The organism is Vibrio sp. 10N.261.51.F11 (assembly GCF_041471665.1).
Taxonomy (GTDB): domain Bacteria; phylum Pseudomonadota; class Gammaproteobacteria; order Enterobacterales; family Vibrionaceae; genus Vibrio; species Vibrio crassostreae_C.
The window spans coordinates 290,726-310,108 of the sequence record NZ_JBFROW010000025.1 but is presented as its reverse complement, the minus strand read 5'-3'; the positions used below and the strand labels follow the sequence as shown (position 1 = coordinate 310,108).

General features: G+C 42.1%; 22 protein-coding genes. 17 read left to right on the top strand and 5 right to left on the bottom strand.

The window, feature by feature from the left end:
* Positions 1-102: 102 nt before the first annotated feature.
* Together AB4351_RS09580 and AB4351_RS09575 are read right to left on the bottom strand one after the other, a co-directional pair.
* Entirely contained in the window at positions 103-315 is a 213-nt protein-coding gene (locus tag AB4351_RS09580) for a VF530 family DNA-binding protein (protein WP_012604684.1), read from the bottom strand.
* Between the two features lie 45 nt (positions 316-360).
* Entirely contained in the window at positions 361-1,311 is a 951-nt protein-coding gene (locus AB4351_RS09575) for a LysR substrate-binding domain-containing protein (RefSeq protein WP_372102527.1), read from the bottom strand.
* A 103-nt stretch (positions 1,312-1,414) separates the two neighbouring features.
* Here AB4351_RS09575 and AB4351_RS09570 point away from each other — a divergent pair, with 103 nt between their 5' ends.
* On the top strand, positions 1,415-1,621 hold the full coding sequence (locus AB4351_RS09570) for a DUF1127 domain-containing protein (protein WP_372125745.1): 207 nt from the start codon (positions 1,415-1,417) through the stop codon (positions 1,619-1,621).
* 91 nt (positions 1,622-1,712) lie between these two features.
* Here the strand turns inward: AB4351_RS09570 and AB4351_RS09565 are convergent, their stop codons facing one another.
* On the bottom strand, positions 1,713-3,401 hold the full coding sequence (locus tag AB4351_RS09565) for an AMP-binding protein (protein WP_372125743.1): 1,689 nt from the start codon (positions 3,399-3,401) through the stop codon (positions 1,713-1,715).
* A gap of 83 nt (positions 3,402-3,484) precedes the next feature.
* On the bottom strand, positions 3,485-4,228 hold the full coding sequence (locus AB4351_RS09560) for a helix-turn-helix domain-containing protein (protein ID WP_372125740.1): 744 nt from the start codon (positions 4,226-4,228) through the stop codon (positions 3,485-3,487).
* Between the two features lie 194 nt (positions 4,229-4,422).
* Between AB4351_RS09560 and AB4351_RS09555 the strand changes: the two genes are divergently transcribed.
* Genes AB4351_RS09555 through AB4351_RS09485 form a run of 15 tightly spaced genes read left to right on the top strand, consistent with a single transcriptional unit; the run spans position 4,423 to position 17,058 of the window.
* Positions 4,423-4,617, top strand: a complete 195-nt coding sequence (locus AB4351_RS09555; RefSeq protein ID WP_372125736.1) for a Flp family type IVb pilin — start codon at positions 4,423-4,425, stop codon at positions 4,615-4,617.
* 37 nt (positions 4,618-4,654) lie between these two features.
* Positions 4,655-4,819, top strand: coding sequence for a Flp family type IVb pilin (locus AB4351_RS09550; protein WP_248389332.1), 165 nt, complete (start codon positions 4,655-4,657; stop codon positions 4,817-4,819).
* A gap of 16 nt (positions 4,820-4,835) precedes the next feature.
* A complete protein-coding gene (locus AB4351_RS09545) occupies positions 4,836-5,315 on the top strand; it encodes a prepilin peptidase (RefSeq protein WP_372125733.1) in 480 nt (159 codons plus the stop codon).
* A gap of 38 nt (positions 5,316-5,353) precedes the next feature.
* On the top strand, positions 5,354-6,703 hold the full coding sequence (locus tag AB4351_RS09540) for an AAA family ATPase (protein WP_372125730.1): 1,350 nt from the start codon (positions 5,354-5,356) through the stop codon (positions 6,701-6,703).
* Entirely contained in the window at positions 6,696-7,445 is a 750-nt protein-coding gene (gene cpaB / locus AB4351_RS09535) for a Flp pilus assembly protein CpaB (protein WP_136973751.1), read from the top strand. Before AB4351_RS09540 ends, cpaB begins: the two co-directional genes overlap by 8 nt.
* A gap of 8 nt (positions 7,446-7,453) precedes the next feature.
* On the top strand, positions 7,454-8,908 hold the full coding sequence (locus tag AB4351_RS09530) for a type II and III secretion system protein family protein (protein ID WP_372125727.1): 1,455 nt from the start codon (positions 7,454-7,456) through the stop codon (positions 8,906-8,908).
* The gene (locus AB4351_RS09525; protein WP_017080025.1) at positions 8,871-9,167 is read left to right on the top strand and encodes a hypothetical protein; all 297 of its coding nucleotides are present in this window, start codon (positions 8,871-8,873) and stop codon (positions 9,165-9,167) included. The genes AB4351_RS09530 and AB4351_RS09525 overlap by 38 nt, the downstream gene beginning before the upstream one ends.
* A 16-nt stretch (positions 9,168-9,183) precedes the next feature.
* On the top strand, positions 9,184-10,452 hold the full coding sequence (locus tag AB4351_RS09520; protein WP_017080026.1) for a TadE/TadG family type IV pilus assembly protein: 1,269 nt from the start codon (positions 9,184-9,186) through the stop codon (positions 10,450-10,452).
* A gap of 2 nt (positions 10,453-10,454) precedes the next feature.
* Positions 10,455-10,883: a TadE/TadG family type IV pilus assembly protein gene (locus AB4351_RS09515; protein ID WP_029222737.1), complete on the top strand. Its 429-nt coding sequence runs from the start codon at positions 10,455-10,457 to the stop codon at positions 10,881-10,883.
* Positions 10,883-11,368 carry a TadE/TadG family type IV pilus assembly protein gene (locus tag AB4351_RS09510; RefSeq protein ID WP_029222738.1) on the top strand — a complete coding sequence of 162 codons (486 nt, stop codon included), beginning with the start codon at positions 10,883-10,885 and terminating at the stop codon, positions 11,366-11,368. Before AB4351_RS09515 ends, AB4351_RS09510 begins: the two co-directional genes overlap by 1 nt.
* 24 nt (positions 11,369-11,392) lie before the next feature.
* Complete coding sequence (locus AB4351_RS09505; RefSeq protein ID WP_102398355.1) at positions 11,393-12,613, top strand: AAA family ATPase; 1,221 nt, start codon at positions 11,393-11,395, stop codon at positions 12,611-12,613.
* Positions 12,614-12,646: 33 nt separating this feature from the next.
* On the top strand, positions 12,647-14,095 hold the full coding sequence (locus AB4351_RS09500; RefSeq protein WP_004734450.1) for a CpaF family protein: 1,449 nt from the start codon (positions 12,647-12,649) through the stop codon (positions 14,093-14,095).
* A gap of 9 nt (positions 14,096-14,104) precedes the next feature.
* Positions 14,105-15,070, top strand: coding sequence for a type II secretion system F family protein (locus AB4351_RS09495; RefSeq protein ID WP_017080030.1), 966 nt, complete (start codon positions 14,105-14,107; stop codon positions 15,068-15,070).
* A 3-nt stretch (positions 15,071-15,073) separates the two neighbouring features.
* Positions 15,074-16,045, top strand: a complete 972-nt coding sequence (locus tag AB4351_RS09490; protein WP_102498635.1) for a type II secretion system F family protein — start codon at positions 15,074-15,076, stop codon at positions 16,043-16,045.
* Positions 16,042-17,058, top strand: coding sequence for a tetratricopeptide repeat protein (locus AB4351_RS09485; RefSeq protein WP_372125721.1), 1,017 nt, complete (start codon positions 16,042-16,044; stop codon positions 17,056-17,058). The genes AB4351_RS09490 and AB4351_RS09485 overlap by 4 nt, the downstream gene beginning before the upstream one ends.
* A 113-nt stretch (positions 17,059-17,171) precedes the next feature.
* Here the strand turns inward: AB4351_RS09485 and chrA are convergent, their stop codons facing one another.
* Positions 17,172-18,317, bottom strand: coding sequence for a chromate efflux transporter (gene chrA / locus AB4351_RS09480; RefSeq protein ID WP_372125718.1), 1,146 nt, complete (start codon positions 18,315-18,317; stop codon positions 17,172-17,174).
* 100 nt (positions 18,318-18,417) lie between these two features.
* On the opposite strand from chrA, the gene AB4351_RS09475 reads away from it, so the two are divergent.
* Positions 18,418-19,344, top strand: coding sequence for a LysR family transcriptional regulator (locus tag AB4351_RS09475; RefSeq protein ID WP_372125715.1), 927 nt, complete (start codon positions 18,418-18,420; stop codon positions 19,342-19,344).
* The last annotated feature ends 39 nt before the right edge of the window (positions 19,345-19,383 follow it).

Here is a 19,383-nt window from a genome sequence, read left to right as displayed (position 1 = left end):
GAGATGCGAGATGCGAGATGTGATATTGATATGGCCCCTAAAAAGTAGACACAGGGGTTGTCCCGTATTTAATCAACACGGGACAGATAAAGTAGGGAGAGATTAACGCTTTAAGTCGATGTAAATCTGCTCTACCTTGGTACGAGCCCAATCTGTTTTACGCAAAAATTTTAAGCTCGATTTAATGCTCGGGTCTTTTTTAAAGCAGTTGATGTTCACCATGTAACTCAACTCTTCCCAACCGTAATGTTCAACTAATTCAGTCAGTAGCTTCTGTAGAGTGATACCGTGAAGTGGATTATTGTCTTGTGTCATGAGATGTTCTCGCCATTTATTTGAGCTAAGTATACCAGTTTCGCCTTATGAATTATCCGACCATTTGAGTTCGTAGTCGGTGTGGATAATCGAAAGCTCTTCTCTACCTGTATTACCAAATAATTTAACCTGATTCTGCATCCATTCTTCGAAACGTTTTATCTTTTCTCGATGAAAGTAACCTGGAGGCGCACACAAAAAATAATTGTACTTAGGCTTCAGCGCGATGTTTCCGATTCGCACCAATTTCTTTTCTTGTAAATAGCGGTATACCAAGCTGTGCTTAACAAGCGCGACACCTTGAACGGATAGCGCACCTTCTAACACAAAATGAGAGCCATCAAATTGCAGTGATGTTCGGCCAGCTTTTACCCCTGCGACTTGTAACCAGAGATTCCAATCCATATCAGGCCAACGGTCTTCAATAAGTTCCGCTTTATGCAGATCGTCGATGTCATAGATACCATGTTTCTCTTGATAAATAGGGTGGCAAACCGGGTAAATGACCTCGTCCATCAACCAACGTGATTCGATGTTTGGGTAGTCTCCATGACCGTATCGAACGCAGATATCGACATTAGAATCTTCAAATGTGACTAGCTTATTGGTCGGCTCAATTAGCATGGATAGATCAGGGTGGCGATCGCGAAAGTCGCCAATTCTTGGTACGAGCCAATGCTGAGCAAAGGAAGGCACGGTAGAGATCGACAGTTGAGTGGGGTTAGGATCTTGGTTGATTCGTCTCACCCCATCTTGAATATGAGCAAAGCCTTTCTTCGCTTGCAGGTAAAGCACTTCACCTTCATGGGTTAATACTATTTTTCGGTGCTGGCGAATAAACAGATCTGCGCCTAACCACTCTTCAAGTTGGCGAATTTGTTGGCTGACTGCTGCAGCCGTGACAAATAGCTTTTGTGCGGCGAGTTTAAAACTGCCTGTTTCTGCCGCCGTGTAAAAATAGTAGATCCCTTGGAATGGTGGAGTGCGTTCTCTCACATTAGTTTTCCTTAACTGAATGCCAGTATCTATCGTTTGTCGATGTTGCTCTACTGGTCGATTATTGACCATAACAAAGCAAAAGATCAACAGGGGAAAGGTTATGAATACGATCACAGCAATAGTAAATACCAACCATTCATTTTTGTCATCATTATCAATTAAGAAATTCTATTCTAAATTAAGCCTGTACTTTCAAAATCGTAGAACCAGAAAGCAACTGTCTGAGCTACCCGATTATTTACTTAGAGATATCGGGATTACGTCGGAACAAGTCGAGAAAGAACTGAAGAAGTCATTTTGGGAGTGAGTGGGAGTGTTAGGGGAGGGACTGGCTAATCTAAGGTTGAGCGTACTTTGCTGCCAAAAAAGGAGCCATAATGGCTCCCTCTCGATTTTAATTATTCTTCCCAAACCACCAATTTATCTTTCGGCCAGTTATGACCGACTTCATGGTATTTCTGCTCTAGTACATGGCGTTTGATCTTGAGTGTTGGTGTTAACACACCATTTTCAATACTCCATGGTTCTTTAATCATCAGTACGCCCTTGATCTTCTCATGAGACGCGAGCTTCTCATTCATTCTCTCGATCACTCGTTTAGTGGTTCTCTCGTAGCGAGCGCGATCAAAGTTAGGGAAGTCATGCGGTACCACAAGTAGGATTGGACCAGGTAGGCCAAGACCTATCAAACACATCATTTCTACGCGGCTGTACTCAAACAGTTTGTTTTCGATTGGTACAGGGGCAACAAACTTACCTTTAGCGGTTTTAAAGGTATCTTTCTTACGCCCACGAATCGTTAGGTAACCTTCACTATCGATATCACCGATATCACCGGTATGAAGCCAACCATCCGAGTTAAAAGACTCTTGGGTTGCAATATCATTCTTGTAGTAACCAGAGAATAAGCCTTTGCCTCGAACTAGAATCTCTTCATCTTCAGCTATTTTGAGTTCGATCCCTGGACCTGCATTACCAACCGTACCAATTTTATCGGCTCTGAATGGGTAGTTGAGCGTGCTGTAGGCGAAAGACTCTGTCATGCCCCATGCCTCGGTAATGTGCAGGCCAACACTCTCATACCATGCGAGTAGAGCGGGTGATACAGGTGCAGAACCACACCCGAGAACGCGAGCTTGGTCTAACCCTAAGCCATCAGCAAGCTTCTTCTTAATGATGTTGTTGATAAACGGAATCTTCAGTAAGAAGTTCAGTTTCTTCTGTGGCAATTTGTCTTGGATTCGCTGCTGGAACAGAGTCCATAAGCGAGGAACTGAGATAAACAGTGTAGGGCGATGCATTTTCACATCATCAATAAAGGTGTCTAAAGATTCAGGGAAAGCCGTAACCACGCCCCCCATTACTGAAGAACCAAAGATGTAAACGCGTTCTGTAATATGAGCAAGCGGTAGGTAAGAAAACAGGCGATCGCCAGGTTGGATCCCAATATGGTCAATCAACCTTTGAACAGACCAAGTAAATGCGCCGTAGGTGAGCATTGCGCCTTTTGGTAACCCTGATGTACCCGATGTATAAACAAGTGACATCAGCTTATCGTCGTGATGCTGAGGGCGTTTGGTTGATGGTTCATGTGTCTCAATGAGCTGCTCGAAAGTGTGTTGGCACTTCGCTGCGCTGTCGTATGGCAGTGAAATACTCACCAAGCTCGGGTTGTCATCAAGTACTTTTTGAGTGGCTTTAGGATCGTCAAGCTTACCCGCAATCACAATTTTACATTCACTGTGTTCAATACAGTACTGAATGGTATCTGCACCTGCTGTTGGAAAGATTGGGACGCTGACAAAATCTCCTAACATCATGGCAAGATCGCAGATGAACCACTCTGCACAGTTTTTCGATACGAGAGCGACTCGATCGCCAGGTTGGGCTCCGAGTCCTTCTAATGCTGACGCCAGTTTCAGTGCTTTGTCGGCTACTTCTTTATAAGTAAATTCGACAAATTGACGGTTAATAATCTGTTTCAAATAGACTTCATCTGGGCGATCTTCTGCCCATTTTAAAATCATGTCATTGGGTGTAGGGAGAGCTGTTGCTTGTTCTTGGCTAAACTCGTTAGGCTGAATCATTGTCTAACTCCATGTTTTTCGCTAAGTTATTTTTGTTAAGATCATGTTAAATGTACCATGATTTTTTCTTTTAGGGAGTAAAATTAGCGTTTTCTGTTATCCGTGCAGGCACGTCTGTAACTTGCGGGTGTTACTCCGGTCCTTTTCTTAAAGATTCTTGAAAAATACGACACATCCTTGTATCCACATTGGTAAGAAATAACAGCTATTTTTGATTCGGTATCGGCTTCGATTAACTTTTTGGCTAACAGGATTCGTTTATCGCACACAAAGTCTCTAAAGCTTACCCCAAAGTGTAGATGAAACTTCTTAGAAAAGTAGGTTGTTGAACAATGACACTTTTCTGCGATTTCTGTTTCTCTGATTTCTTTGTTGATGTTGTCCATAACAAAGTTAACGACTTCAGAGGTAAACAACTTTGCAGGTAATTGATTGTTGTTGTTTGTATCTCGGTCGAGATCAAAATGAGGCTCGAAGATATGCTGTGTTTTACTCTTCAGTTCTTCGAACTTACTGGTCAGATGTTTACTGTTTGTTTCGATAATAAAGAATATATTCTTATGATTTCGAACGATATTAGGTAACGGGTCTGAGCAAATAAGAACTATTCTTTTATTAAGGTTCTCGCAAATAGCTAAAGCCATTGTAAGTAGTTGAAGTTTATCTGGCTTATTCAATATGAAAAACACTAACCTTACATCTAAGTTACTGATTATAGATATATCTTGTCCAAAGTTTTCAATAGGAAAGTAGTGGCTTATTTTATTGATAATAACAGCGTTAAAGTCACTATCCTTATCTGATAATAAAGGTGTTACTACTTTCATATAAATACCAACTCTATTTCATATTTAAATGTGGGTTTAAAATTAGCTAAATTACTATACGTAACAATTAGATTAGAAGTACCACAAAAAAGTGCAAGTGAATGGCAAAAAAATCCTAACCGAATATATCTCTCACCTCTAGATTTAGTTTACAGGTAAACAAAGCCTGATACGTAAATCAAGGAGAGGTTCTCATGGATAAGTTTTTGAATAATTGTAAAGAATTCATGAAAGATGAAGAAGGGTTGACTGTTATCGAGTACGTAATCGGTGCAGCGATGCTTGTTTTAGGTTTGACCACAATTTTTTCCGGTGTAGGTGCTGCCCTAGCTACCAAACTGACAAATATCATTGGGTTAATTACAGAGACTGGTACTCCAGGTGTATAGACTGGAAAAATTTACTAGTAAGTTAGTAGGAGCACGTTTGGATAGAGCATTGATTAGAAAATTTCAAAGAGATGAGAATGGGCTTGTAGTTGTTGAATATGTTATTGGTGCTGCAGGTTTATTAATTTTAGTTGGGATATTATTTGCTTCTTTCGGAACGGCGCTTCTTTCTAAGTTGTCTAGTATCCTCTATTCGTTATAAAAGGGTTGACAAGCATATGGTAAGTTATTTATGTGTTTGGTTAGTTATGTTTTTTATTTCATTTTACGATCTTAGTGAAAATAGAATACCAAACAACCTACTGATAATGCTTATTATTGTTGGTTTTTCTTATGGTTTTCAACAAGTCGGAGTTAAAGAGCAGATATTAGGCGTTGTAATTTATTTCTCTGGTGGGTTACTACTTTATTTTCTTAAAGTGATGTCTGCTGGTGATGCTAAACTTTTGGGTGTTTTAGGTGGTATTTTTGGCGCGTCGGCAATAATAGATGTTGGTTATTATATTATAATATCTTGTGGTTTGATTGGACTTATGTACTTGTTTTTATATAAAGTTAATAGTTTAGGGCTTCAAGGGGGAACGTTGAATTTGAATCCAACCAATAATCAAGTAAATACTAGATATAAAGAAAAAATAACGATGCCTTTTGCACCTTCTGTTGTTATCGGTTTAGCGATGTATAGTTATTTTACTTAAAAGTGTTGTTGGCTAGTTCTAATGGAGAGGAATAATATATGGATATTATAGGACATACTGATCCAACAACATTAAAACCTCAAATATCTGCTCCAACCGTACCAACATCTATTGATATGCTAGGTGTTCCTGAGGTCGTTATTGAAAACCTTGTGTTGAAGCACCTGTCAGCTTATCCGAAGTCGGATGTTTTAGAGCTCTCTAACTACTTGTGTGTTGTGACACATATTGTTGAAAGTGCGTTGGCTGTGTTGAGAAAAAAGTCATTGATTGAAGTTTTTCAACCAACCAACAATCTTTCTCTCTCATCAGCATCTCATAGTCACGTCCGCTATTCTCTTTCTGAGAAAGGGCTTGAAGATGCTGATCTAGCTTTTAAACGAGATGCGTATTTAGGTCCTGCTCCAGTTTCGCTTGCTCAATATAGTGATGTGGTCAAACAGCAAGACCTGAGAGCAGAGTTAGTGACTCGGCCACATGTCGAAGCTGCTCTGGATGATGTATATGGTGTCGATAAAATGATTTCGGTATTGGGGCCTGCAATTAATTCGGGGCGTGCCTTATTACTGTATGGGCATGCGGGGACGGGTAAAACATTTGTAGCGTCGCGCATTGTCAATGCGCTGCATACGTCGGTTTTCATTCCTTATGCCGTTTATGCGTTGGGCAATATCATTAAGGTGTTTTCTGCACAGCATCATAAACCGCTGGATAGTAACGGCAGCGATCAAAGTATCTCCCTCAAAGATCAATACGACAAGCGTTGGCTTAATTGTGAAAGACCAAATATCCAGGTTGGGGGAGAACTGACTATGGATATGCTCGAGGTTAATCATTCAGAGAACAGTCGCGTTTGGTTAGCGCCTGTACAAATGATGGCAAACAATGGGATTTTTATCATTGATGACCTGGGTCGTCAGCCCATGCCGGTGGATGCACTTCTTAACCGTTGGATTGTTCCTATGGAGTACTCATTCGACTATTTGTCGTTGCCCAATGGTCAGCAGATAACGATGCCATTTGTTCTAACGCTAGCTTTTTCTACCAATCTAAATCCCAAGAAAATAAGCGACCCTGCATTTCTACGTCGTTTAGGTTACAAAATTGAATTCAAGCCGCTGAATCAGCGAGATTATGAAGCTTTATGGATGAGCGTCGTCGCTGAAAAAGAGATGGAGCTTCAAGATGGTTTCTTTGAGCGTTTGTCTCAAATGCACACGCTTCTTAAGGTGCCACTTTTCCCCTGTTTGCCGAAAGATCTCGTTGGTATAAGCAAAGACATTCTTTCGTTTGAGCAACTCCCACCTGTTATCACATTCGATATTCTTTCCATGGCATGGGAAGTCTATTTTACCTCTGATGGACACGAGGAAGAGAATAATGAATAAGAGTCAAGTTTTCCTACTGTTTTTACTGTCCGTAGTATTCGGCTTAGCGGCTGTATTTTTTGCTAAGCAGTGGATGGATGATCAAGTTCAGCCAACCGTTGAAGTTGAAACGGTCGAGCGTCACCCCGTTGTTGTCGCATCACAAGAAATTGAAGCCGGAACCATTATCGAGGATCAGTTTTTAACCACCAGGTTGATGGAAGTTGATTGGATTAATGAAAATAACTATTCGGATAAAGCAGAGCTGATTGGCAAGGTTGTTGCGAATACTGTCTATGCGGGAGAGGTGCTTCACAAGTTACGATTTACTGTACCAGGAGAAGGGTCAACGCTTGCAGCTCTTATCCCTGAAAATAAACGTGCGGTAACGATACGTGTTGATGATGTTATTGGTGTGGCGGGTTTCTTATTACCGGGTAACAAGGTTGATATTCTCAATACCGTTTCTTACGGAAAAAATTCTGCCACGACTCAAACAGTATTAAAAGACATCAAGGTTTTGGCTGTCGACCAAACGGCTAAGACGAATGAAAACAGTCCAATTATTGTACGAGCGGTAACACTTGAGATGACGCCGAAAGAGGCAGAGAAACTTCTCACGGCTAAAAGCAAGGGCGATATTCAGCTGACTTTGAGAAACCCACATGAAGTTGAGAAAAAAGTGGTTCGTCGATATGTGCCTAGACCAAGTGTCACCATTATCAAAGGTACAGAAACATCTAATGTGCGCGTCAAGGATTGAGGTGAAATATGAGAATATTAATTGCGTGTGTTTTGAGCCTGATTTGTATTTCGACGGCCAGTGTTGCGGCGTTACAAACGGGAAAAACAGTCACGGTTCCACATCATAAATCTACGCATGTCGTGCTGTCGGGAAAAGCGGCGAAGGTTTCTCTTGGTGATCCTGAAGTTTTAGATATTGTAATTTTAAAATCAAATGAAGTGTTTTTAATTGGTAAAAAATTAGGTGCGACAAACCTAATGGCTTGGGACTCTCGAGGTCGGTTAATTGAGTCTATTAACATTGAGGTTACTCATGATCTTAATAGCCTCAAAGCTAAATTATATGAGTTCCTTCCAGATGAAACTATCGAAGTCCACAGCGCACAGAATCGTTTGTTGTTGAGTGGTCAGGTGAGTAATCAACAACAAATGAATGTCGCGATGCGAATTGCAGAAACGTATTCATCTGGGCAAACCGCTGACAAATCAAATGAAAGTGGTAGCGAGCAAGCCGCTGCTACCGGTGTTATCAATTTGATGTCCATTGGCGGGGCTCAACAAGTCATGTTAGAGGTGACGGTTGCCGAGGTGCAAAGAAGCTTGGTGAGAAAGTTTGATGCAAACTTCCACTTCTTCCAAACCAGTGGGTCTGACTTTTCTTGGGGGGCGTCTTCAGTCCCTGCTGGTGTGTTAGGTGCAACCCCAATTTTCAATATTCCTACCTCTACCGATTACGGCATTTTAGGTTCTTTCATTGATAGTAATACATTGTTTACTTTCGCACTGGACGTAGCAAAACAAAACGGGGTCGCTAAGGTATTGGCTGAACCGAACTTAACCGCATTAAGTGGTTCTAAGGCTGAGTTTTTAGCTGGTGGGGAGTTTCCAATTCCAGTGCCTGATGAGGATGGTATTACGATTGAGTACAAAGAGTATGGTGTGGGTTTAAAGTTCATCCCAACGGTACTCAGTGACAAAAAAATCAACCTAAACTTAGCGGTTGATGTGAGTGAAATTGCCAATAGTAGCTCGTTAACGATTGATCCTGGTACTACCAATGCGACTTACTTTATCCCTCCAATTACACGAAGAAGTGCGTCATCGACGCTTGAGTTAGCCGACGGTCAGACCATCGGTATTGCGGGGTTGTTGAGTGAGAATGTTAGGGACATCAGTAACAAGATGCCAGGCTTTGGCGATGTGCCGATTTTAGGTCAGCTTTTCAATAGCCAAGAATATGTGTCTGGTGAAACAGAGTTGGTCATTCTTGTTACGCCTCGACTCGCCAAACCGGTGGATAGAAGTAAAGTAACACTGCCAACTGATGCTTTTGTTGACCCTAATGACTTGGAGTATTACTTATTGGGCCGAGGCGCTTACATAGCTGAACCGTCTGAATCTGATTCAGAGCAATCTCAAGCTTCACAGGATATATCACCGACCGATGGTGGTAGCGAAGGCTCATTTGGGCATGATTTATAAGGGGATAGATATGACTAAAATAATGATGATCTTTCTCGCAATGTTATTAGTTGGCTGTGCGAACGATGCTCGTTTAGGGCATTCGGTAGCACTAGTGAAAACAGAGCAAACGTATAACCCTAATGCTACCCAAGAGAATTTACTCGAAGTACCTGATGGTACAGGGGAGCGGATGCAGACTGGTTACGACAGATATGTTGGCAGAGGTGAAAACGAACTGTCCGGAAGTAGTAGCCAGATCTTAGAAGATTTTAACTAAATCTGGAGGTACTCATATGTTGTATCGAGTATCACAAAGCCCTAAAAAGCAACAAGGCTTAGTTGTGGTGATGATTACTGCTGCCTTGTTGGTTTTTCTAGCTGTCTCAGCGCTAGCTATAGACATAAACCATATGGTTGTAAATAAAACGCGCTTACAAAATGCAGTTGATTCTGCAGCGCTGGCTGCCGCAACCATATTAGACAATAGCAAAGATAAAGACGCGGTAGACGCGGAAGTCGGTACGGCGCTCAATGCTATGGCGGCTTCAACAGGGAACCAAGAAATTGATTTTTCGACCGCTTCTATAAGCATTGATTATTCGAATGACCCACAGGATTTTACTGGCACGGCGACGTTCGGTGCAAGTGATGATGTTTATGTGCGAGTTCGCGTGGATGCACTAGAGATGGATGAATTTTTCATTCATATGTTTGGTCTTGATAAGGCAGTATCGGCAAGTGCCGTTGCTGGGCCAAGCTCAGGGCAAGAAGTCGTTAATAACGTTGTACCCATTGGCGTATGTATTGGTGATGGCACTTCGGATAACGATATTGATCCTGAAGATGGTTTTCACGATGACACCGGTGAGGTAATAACCAATGTGTTTGGTTATGAGGTCGGTACCGTTCATGCTCTTAAGGTAGGGGATAACAAACTATCTGAAATGGGTAATGGTAATTATCACCTATTAGACTTTGGCTCTGGTGGTAAAACCGTCAAAGAGGGCTTAGGTGGGAATTATAGTTATCCTGTAGCGATTGGTGACAATATAACCACTAAACCAGGTGGCACGGTTGGTCCCACAGGCGATGGCCTGAATACTCGTTTTGGTGATTATGGTGGTGGCTTATCTGCATCAGATTATCCTTCAGATTATGTAACCACAGAACCTACCAACGAAATAACGATTGATGCCGGTACGGGAGAGATCGACTCTGACGGAAGTTATACCTACGCTCAATATGAGTCAGAGACTAACGCCTGTATAGCAAGCGGAGGTTCAGGGTGTGCATCTAATGGTGTGGCTTGGCGAAGAATTTTACCGATTCCTATGGTTGATTGCTCAGGTAAAAGTGGTGGTGCAACCGACTTTACCGTAAACAAAATTGGCTGTTTTTTCTTGTTGCAAAAAGCACCAACTAATAACTCAGGTACACCCGCCGTTTTTGGTGAGTTTATCCACTCTTGCAGTGTTGCTGGTGGTTCTGGTAGTACAACGTCGACAACGGAAGGGACTTATAAGATTGTTTTGTATAAGGACCCCAATAGTGGGGAGTCTTGATCATGAAGCAATCTAATCAATTTCAACAGGGGTTTGCTGCTGTAGAGATGGTCATTGTGACTCCCGTCTTATTGTTTTTTCTAGTTTTAGTTCTAGAGCTTGGCAATGTTCTGGTTCACTACAATGTGATATCGAAGTCAGTACAAAATGGCGCTCGTTATGCGGTTAGTGAAGTATATGGAACCATTGGTGGAACCATCGCACCGACGTCTGAAATTCAGAATGTCGTGGTCTATGGTCAGAACAGCGCGGGGACAGCTGTACTATCTTCATTGACGACATCGGATGTGACGGTAACCCCGCCTTCAGGCGACAGTTATGTACGAGTTAGTGTGACGTATGATTATGTTCCACTTTTCTTGTCTATTCCTTTTTCGAATGAGAGTTTTGCTGTTCCATTAAGTGTGACTTCAGTGATGAGGGTGCTGTGATGACAAGGCTTAAAAGACGAATTGAAGGGCTGGCCATTATTGAGTTCACTCTGGTCTCATCGCTAATTTTTCTACTTCTCTTTCTCATTTTAGCGTTGGGTGCCTATATATTTTCGCTACAAATGGTTAGTGAAGCGACTAGGAAGGCGGCTCGGTTAGCGACGGTATGTTACGTCCTAGATAGAGACAATATTGCAGGAATGGTGGTGGATGATATTCCTCTTGTTGGATTTACTAATGCGAACTTAGAAGTGGCTTACTTAGACGCGAGCGGGGGAGAGGTTGCTTCTGATTTTGAAGCGAACTTTGGCACCATTAAGTTTGTGCGTGCTAGGGCTACGGGTTATGGCATTCAGTTAATCAGTAACCTAAGCTTTCTAGGAGTGAATGGATTTCTTGCTGCCCCTGCGTTTGAAACAATATTACCAGCTGAAAGCTTAGGTGTGGTTAGGGCGGACTCTGAAAAAAGGAATCGGTGTCCATAAGTTATTTATTACGGGAGTAGCGGTATGGGGGAAGCGATCAAAATAACGCCGAATGAAAACGATAAAGATATGACGCGTTTAAGAACGAATCTAAAGGTTTGGTTAGTCTACAGTACTGACGGCTTTCATTCGCATATGAGTAAAGAACTAAAAAAATGCCGAAATGTTCATGTAACGTCGTTTTCTCTTGCGGCAATGAGTGAGGAATACCTAAAAAGTGCAGATGTCCCAGAGCTTATTTTCGTTGAAGCTAATGGGAATTGGGCTCAAAAAATGGTTGAGTTGCAAGGGTATGATTTGTCTTTAGAAGACAAGGATTTGTCTTTAGTTGTGCTTGGTGATGAAAGTGATAACGGATCACTAAAAATAGCACTTCGTTTAGGGGCATCAGATTTTTTGTCTCATAATGTGACTCTATCGGACTTACTTCCATTATTGAAGAAAACCGCTTCCGAAAAACTTGAGAACTCCAGTTACGGAGAGTTTATCTTGTTTTTGAATACCAAAGGAGGGATGGGGGCAACTACCTTGGCTTTAAATACTGCCATTGAGATGGCGACTCAACATCCTAATGAAGTTCTTTTACTTGATATCGATCTCCAGTTTGGCGTGATTCCAGACTATTTGAACATAGTTCCGACTTATAGCGTTTCTGATGCGATCAACAGTTCTAATGATTTGGATGAAATGTCTTTGGGATCTTTGGTAAATAAACACGAATCAGGTCTCCATGTTCTAAGCTTTAAACATGAAAATAACGCTGATGATTTCGAGCAGGCTCAGAAAATTGGCAGATTACTTCCAATTCTGCGTCGTTTCTACCCTTATGTGATCATTGACCTGTCTAGAGGCTTAGATCACGTATTTGCATCAGCAATATCACCCGCGACTAAAGTACTTTTGGTTTTGCAACAGAGCTTAGTGTCAGTAAAAAACACAAGCCGACTAATTAAATCTCTGAAGTTTGAGTACGGCTTACAAAGTGACTCAATAGAGGTCATTCTCAACCGTTATGAAAAGCGACATTCAATTAAGTTGAAAGACATTGAGCAAGCAGTGGGTAACCACGACATACACCTTATGCCAAATGATTTTAAAGTCGCGCTAGAGAGTGCCAACTTGGGGCAGCCGTTAGTTCAGTCGAGAAAAAAAAGCTCTATTACTCGCTCTATCATCGACTTATCTCATGTTCTTTCACCACCGGAGCAGGAAGAGAAAGGGTGGCTGAAAAAGTTGTTTTCATAATGAGTTGATGAAAAGTAAACACGAGGGATTGTGATGTTCTTTAAACGAAAAAATGTAAATCCAGAGTTTGAAAAAAAAGTAGAACAGATTTCGCATGATTCAGAAGATGCCAATCCTGTTGAACGTTTATCAAGTGTTGAGACGTCCAGTCACTCTCGGACAGAAGCGAGCGTTGAAAAGGAGAAAGCGATCGATGAAGCTCGAAAAGTACTGGAGCAAGAATTATCAATCAAACACTTCTTTCACAAGCAGTTGCTTGAAACGTTAGACTTAGGGTTACTTTCTAGCTTGGAGAAAGAGCGCGCCAAGCTAGATTTGCATGAAGCTATCGTTCAGTTGATGGCTGATGATGGTAGTCATGCACTCAGTGCAGAAGGTCGTAAGCGGGTCATCAAACAGATAGAAGATGAAGTTTTTGGTCTTGGTCCGTTGGAGCCCTTATTAGCTGATCAAACTGTATCGGATATATTGGTCAACGGCCCTAAAAGTGTTTATGTGGAGCGACGGGGTAAACTCGAAAAAACGCCCTATACTTTTCTTGATGATCGCCATTTAAGAAACATTATTGACCGTATCGTCAGTCAGGTTGGTCGTCGTATCGATGAAGCATCACCTATGGTAGATGCCCGCTTAGTTGATGGTTCCCGTGTTAATGCGATTATCCCGCCTCTCGCACTCGATGGCCCTTCCGTTTCGATCCGTCGTTTTGCTGTCGATCGTCTGACCATGGATAACTTAATTGGTTACGACTCAGTCTCGCCTCAGATGGCTAAATTTGTGGAGGCTGCCGTGAAAGGTGAGCTGAATATCTTGATTTCAGGAGGGACGGGGTCAGGGAAAACAACCACACTGAATATCTTTTCTGGTTTCATTCCGCGAGACCAGCGAATTATTACCATAGAAGACTCGGCAGAATTACAACTGCAACAACCACATGTTATTCGTCTCGAAACCCGCCCTGCTAACCTAGAAGGGAAGGGAGAAATCAGCCAGCGCGAATTGGTTAAAAATACCTTGCGTATGCGACCAGACCGAATCGTGGTTGGGGAGGTGCGTGGTAGCGAAGCCGTTGACATGCTAGCGGCGATGAATACGGGTCATGATGGTTCACTGGCTACCATTCACGCGAATACCCCCCGTGATGCCTTGAGTCGTGTTGAAAACATGTTCTCGATGGCAGGGTGGAACATATCAACCAAAAACTTACGAGCTCAAATTGCTTCGGCTATCCACCTCGTCGTACAGATGGAGCGACAAGAAGATGGTAAGCGTCGTATGGTGAGTATCCAAGAGATCAACGGCATGGAAGGTGAGGTGATTACGATGTCGGAAATATTCCGTTTTCAGCGTAAAGGTATTGATGAAGACGGCAATATTATCGGTTATTTCACAGCAACGGGGGTTGTGCCTCAATACCATGACCAGTTAGTCAAACGTGGACTCGACCTGCCTTTCGAGCTCTTTAGTGAGACCAAAGGTTAAGGAGGGAATATGGACAATGTAAGCGTTTCATTAGCCCTATTATTTATCGCAGTACTTTTTATTTCACAGGCGTTGTTATTACCTGCTGCCGGTAAGAAAGCGAAACATAAAGAGTTGTCTCGCCGCTTAAAAGAAACGCAGCGTAATATCGATGCAGAGAGTTTGTCATTACTTAAGGAACACTATAACAAAGAGCTTTCTCCGCTGGATCGTAAGCTCATCGTTATTCCTTTCTTCGCTGGCTTGAAAAAAATGTTGGAACTTGCCGGTATGAAAGTGACGTTAAGCCGGTTCTTACTTGTTGTTTCTCTTTGCGCCGTAATACTCTCATTGATATCGATAATGACCAACCAAGTATGGTTCCTTACTGTCGCGGCATTCATTTTTGTTTGGGTTATCGCCTATCTATTTGTGCAAAATCGAGTGACCTACCGAATGGCTCGATTTGAAGAACAGCTTCCTGAGGCTTTAGATATTATTCGACGTGCATTACAAGCAGGACAACCCCTCGTTCAATCATTTAACGAGGTTGGCGAAGAACTTCCAGATCCAATCGGTGTTGAATTTAAAAATACCTATAACCTGCTTAATTATGGTTATGACTTACGTTTGGCGATTCTACAAATGACAGAACGAGTACCAACCGTCTCAATGTTGGCATTTTCTAGTGCTGTAATGTTGCAAAAAGAGACTGGGGGTAACCTCTCTGAGAATCTGCAAAAGGTATCTGAAGTACTTAGAGCACGTTTTAAACTGGAAAGGAAAGTCAGAACGCTCTCTGCTGAAAGTCGTTTATCAGCATGGATCTTAACGTTATCTCCTTTTGGTTTGTTTTTCGCATTAAGGGTCGCTAGTCCTGAGTATATCGAGCCACTCTATAAAGATCCCCGCGGCCTATCCATGGTGAGTGTCGGTATTGTTCTTTTGGCTATCGGAGCCTTGTGGATTAAAAAGATCATCAGCATAGAGATATAACCTATGGAATTATTAAATATTGAAGTTTGGAAGCAGATGTTAGCAGACTTTGGAGTTAGCTCTCAGATGGTTATCTATTCGATGATTTTGCTTACAACAGTGTTGTTAACGCTAACGCTTGGATTTCTTTTTTTAGGAGCTCGTTCTCCCTTGGACAAAAAACTGAGACAGATATCAGAAGATGGGGCACCTACCGGCAGAAAACCATACGACTTCTCGAATACGTTAGAATCATTAAGCCCTTTTATAAGTAAAGGTAATAAAAAAGATAATGAAACTTACTCAGAAAAGTTGATGCATGCAGGGTTTCATGAGAAGAGCTCGTTATCGGTTTTCTATGCGTTGAAGGTTTTATCTAGCTTAATAGGTATCGTCGCGGGCTTTATGGTTTATTACATAGCGTTAGGCGGAGAGTATAATAAATTACTCATCATGACCTGTGTTTTTCTTGGCACATTCACACCTAATATTATTCTAAGTAAGCTGCAAAAAGAGCGTCAGAAAAAAATCAGAAACGGCGTCCCTGATGCGCTTGATCTTCTTGTTGTATGTACTGAATCAGGGCTTGGCTTTAATGCAGCTCTTGGACGTGTTGCATCAGAGCTTTATATCTCTCAGCCTGAACTTGCGGATGAACTAGAGACTGTGTTTGCTAAAATTCAAGCGGGCGTCACTATGCCTGATGCGCTTAGGCAGCTTATCGAACGAACTGGTTTAGTTGAATTGGAAGGCTTGGTTTCTTTGCTTTCTCATGCATCGAGAATGGGCGGAAGTTTAGCGCAAACGCTCCGTGACTATACTGAAGATTTTAGAGATAAGCGTCAGCAAGCCGCTGAAGAAATCGCGGCGAAAATACCGACTAAAATGTTATTCCCCATGTTGATATTTATTTGGCCTTGTTTTTTCATTGTTGCACTTGGCCCTGGACTCTTGATCGTAATGGACGCATTAAGTGCGCCGGGAGCAAGTTTATGATGTTATACAATAAGTTTCTTCTACTACTATTGCCCATTTTGCTACTTGGTTGTGCATCTTCTGACGAACCAACCAACCAATTTGATGCCGAATTGTATTCGGGTAAACCAATCGATAGTTTGACTAGTGATGATCCACCGCTAAATGAAAAAGAAGCAATTATGCGCGGTGACATTGCTCTGCGAGACAACAATATAGACTTGGCGTTGTATGAATACATACGCTCTTTGTCTTTCCCTGAAAAAGAGTTTCACGATAAAACTCTGTTCACTATTGGCCAAATACATTCGTCTCGCGGTAACTATGCGTTGGCCGAGAAAGCTTACCTTGCAGCGCTAGATTTTAACCCCGCTCACACTGAAGTTTTGGAGCAGTTAGGCGTTCTATACACCAAACAACGTCGTACAGATGAAGGACGGAGTTATTTCTTTAAAGCGATTAATTCAGACCAAGTTCGCTTGAAAAGCAGTGAAACGACTAAAAATTACCAAGCGTTAAGCCAAAGTGAAGTTGCTGGCTTGAAGGTGGATAGCATGTCGCCAGCACTCGCTTATATGGGAATTGGGGTATTGGAGGATGTTGAAGGTAAGCATCAAATAGCTCAAGAGTATTTTAAAAAGTCGCTCACTATCGATAAAACCTCAGTAAAAGCCTTGTTGAACATGGGCTACTCCCATTACATGTATGGCAACTACAAAGAAGCGTATCAATACACTCGTTCGGCGTTAGAGATTGAGCCTAACAATGAGAAAGCTCAGAATAACCTTGCCCTTATTTACTTAGCTTCCGGCGATGTGAAAAAGGCGATCAACGTTTTTATGCGTCATATGGATGCTCCCGAAGCGTTGAATAATGTCGGGTATTTTTTAATTCTCCAAGGTCGACCTGATGAAGCGATTCCTTATCTTCAACAAGCGATCGATAAAAAGCCGTCTTACTACAAAATTGCTAATGAGAACCTAAATAGAGCGTTGGCAGAGGTAAGGGAAATGAAAGCCAGCACCCCGATATAACGCCCTATCAAGTTAAGTCATTCTAAATAAGATAGCCCCTGATGAGTTTCCTGATCAGGGGCTATTATTTGTAACTCAGTTTAGTATCTAAAGTTGGGTATCTAAGTGCTTAATTATAAATAGTTAAGCATCGCACCAGCGGCGATAAAGGTACCCACTAAACCTACAATCGGCATCTTAATTGTTTTCAATAACCACACACCAACAATGATCAGAGCGAAGTCTATGCCGCTGCTTACTGCGCTTGTGAAGATCGGTTGATATAGCGCTGCCAACAATAAACCGACTACCGCCGCATTCACACCAGTAAGAGCGCCTGCCACTAAAGGTTTGCTTGCAATCGCCTGCCAGTTCTTCAGTACACCCAGTAGTAATAAGAAGCCCGGTAAGAACACAGCAATCGTTGCGAGTAGTGCGCCAGTGATCGGTGCCGATGGCATCAATACATAACCTAAGTAAGTAGCAAGTGTAAACATAGGCCCTGGTACTGCCTGTGCTGCTGCATAACCTGTTAGGAAGGCATCTTGAGACAGTTGGTCACCAATACCATTTTGTAGCAACGGAAGTACCACGTGGCCGCCACCGAATACTAAGCTACCTGCTTGGTAGAACAAGCCAAATACTTCAATGCCTTGAGAGTAAGCACTGAATAGAGGCAGACCAACCAGTAAAGCAACGAAAATCACGAGTGGTGTTAACGATATCTTGTGCGTCGAAGGTACTGTTTTTAATTCGTGTGAGGTTAAGAACTTACTGCCAACCATAGCAGCAAACAATAGAACTAATACCTGAGGCCAGATCCCAGGAATTAAAAGCAGAACAATCGCGGTGATCACACACAGTGCTGTTGCTATCTTTGATTGGCAAAAGTTTTTGTACATGCCGAAAGTGGCGTCAGCCACAACCACGACCGCGAGTAGCTTAAGTCCGTGGATGATAGAAATGAAAAGCGGTGCTTCCAACAACTGATTGCTCACTAAGGCCAATATCAACATTAGGATGACAGAAGGGGAGGTGAAGCCTACAAATGCGGCAATCGCACCGGTTAAGCCACCTTTTTTGTAACCAACCGCGAAGCCAACCTGACTTGAGCCTGGACCCGGCAGAAATTGACTGAGGGCGACAATTTGCCCGTACTCTTCATCAGATAGCCAATTAAGCTTCTCAACAAAGGTTTTACGGAAGTAGCCAATGTGCGCAGCTGGCCCACCAAAGCTAATCCAGCCAAGCCAGAAAAATGTTTTAAAAATTGAAAGCATGATCGATTCCAGATAAATGTTTAGCGTAATTTAGGTGGAGTTGAACTATGATTCAAATTAATTGTTTTAATTATAATTATGAATGATATGGGATTGATTTGTGGCTGATTTTAACTGGAAAGGGGTCGACCTTAACTTGTTGATTGCACTGCAGGCTTTGTATAAAACGAATAGCGTGAGTAAGGCTGCTGAGCGTTGTTATGTCAGCCAATCTGCGATGAGCCATAGCTTACAAAGGCTACGAAAGTTGTTTGATGACCCTTTGTTTGAGCGGGTAGGTAGCAAGATGGAAGCAACGGATAGAGCGATTGAATTATCCAGTACTGTCGATGCCTTGCTCAATACCATTCAATCTGAAGTACTACTCTCTAAATCATTTGATGCAACAACTTACAAAGGCAGTTGGAAGATTGGTCTTACCGATTATGCCGAGCAGATGTTTGCTCCAGTGTTGTTTGATCTCATTAAACAGTCCTCTCCTGATTCTCAAATTGCGTTGTTCAACGTAAATCGATCTAACTATCAGCAAGTCTTTGACGATGCCAAGCTTGATATGACGATAGGCAGCTTTGGTGAGGTACCAAAGCAATATCGAACAAAGCATTTGTATACGGAGCAACATGTTTGTTTACTTGATCAATCGGTTCTATCTATTGAGGAGCCGATGTCGCTAGAACAATTTGTTGCTGTCGAGCACGCGCTTGTTTCCCCTGCAGGGGCTTTAAAGACGGGAGTGGACACTCGTTTAGGTGAACTCGGCTTAAGCCGGAAAGTCGCGATATCTTCCAGTAACTTTTTAACTGTTAAACGACTCATTCGTGGCAGAGAACTATTGTGTATTGTCCCCAAGCTAGTCGCGCGCAAGGATATTGATAGTGAAGAAACCTTACTAGCTGTGAAGCCACCTATTGATGTTCCAGATTTTGATATCCAGCTTGTTTATAGAAAGGCAAAGCATTTAGATGATAAAAATAAACTACTTAGAAAGTTGATTACTAATGCGATCTCATCTGTGATTTCCGAATAGTTTATTGTGTCGGTTAATCGTCAAATTCATATGAATTAA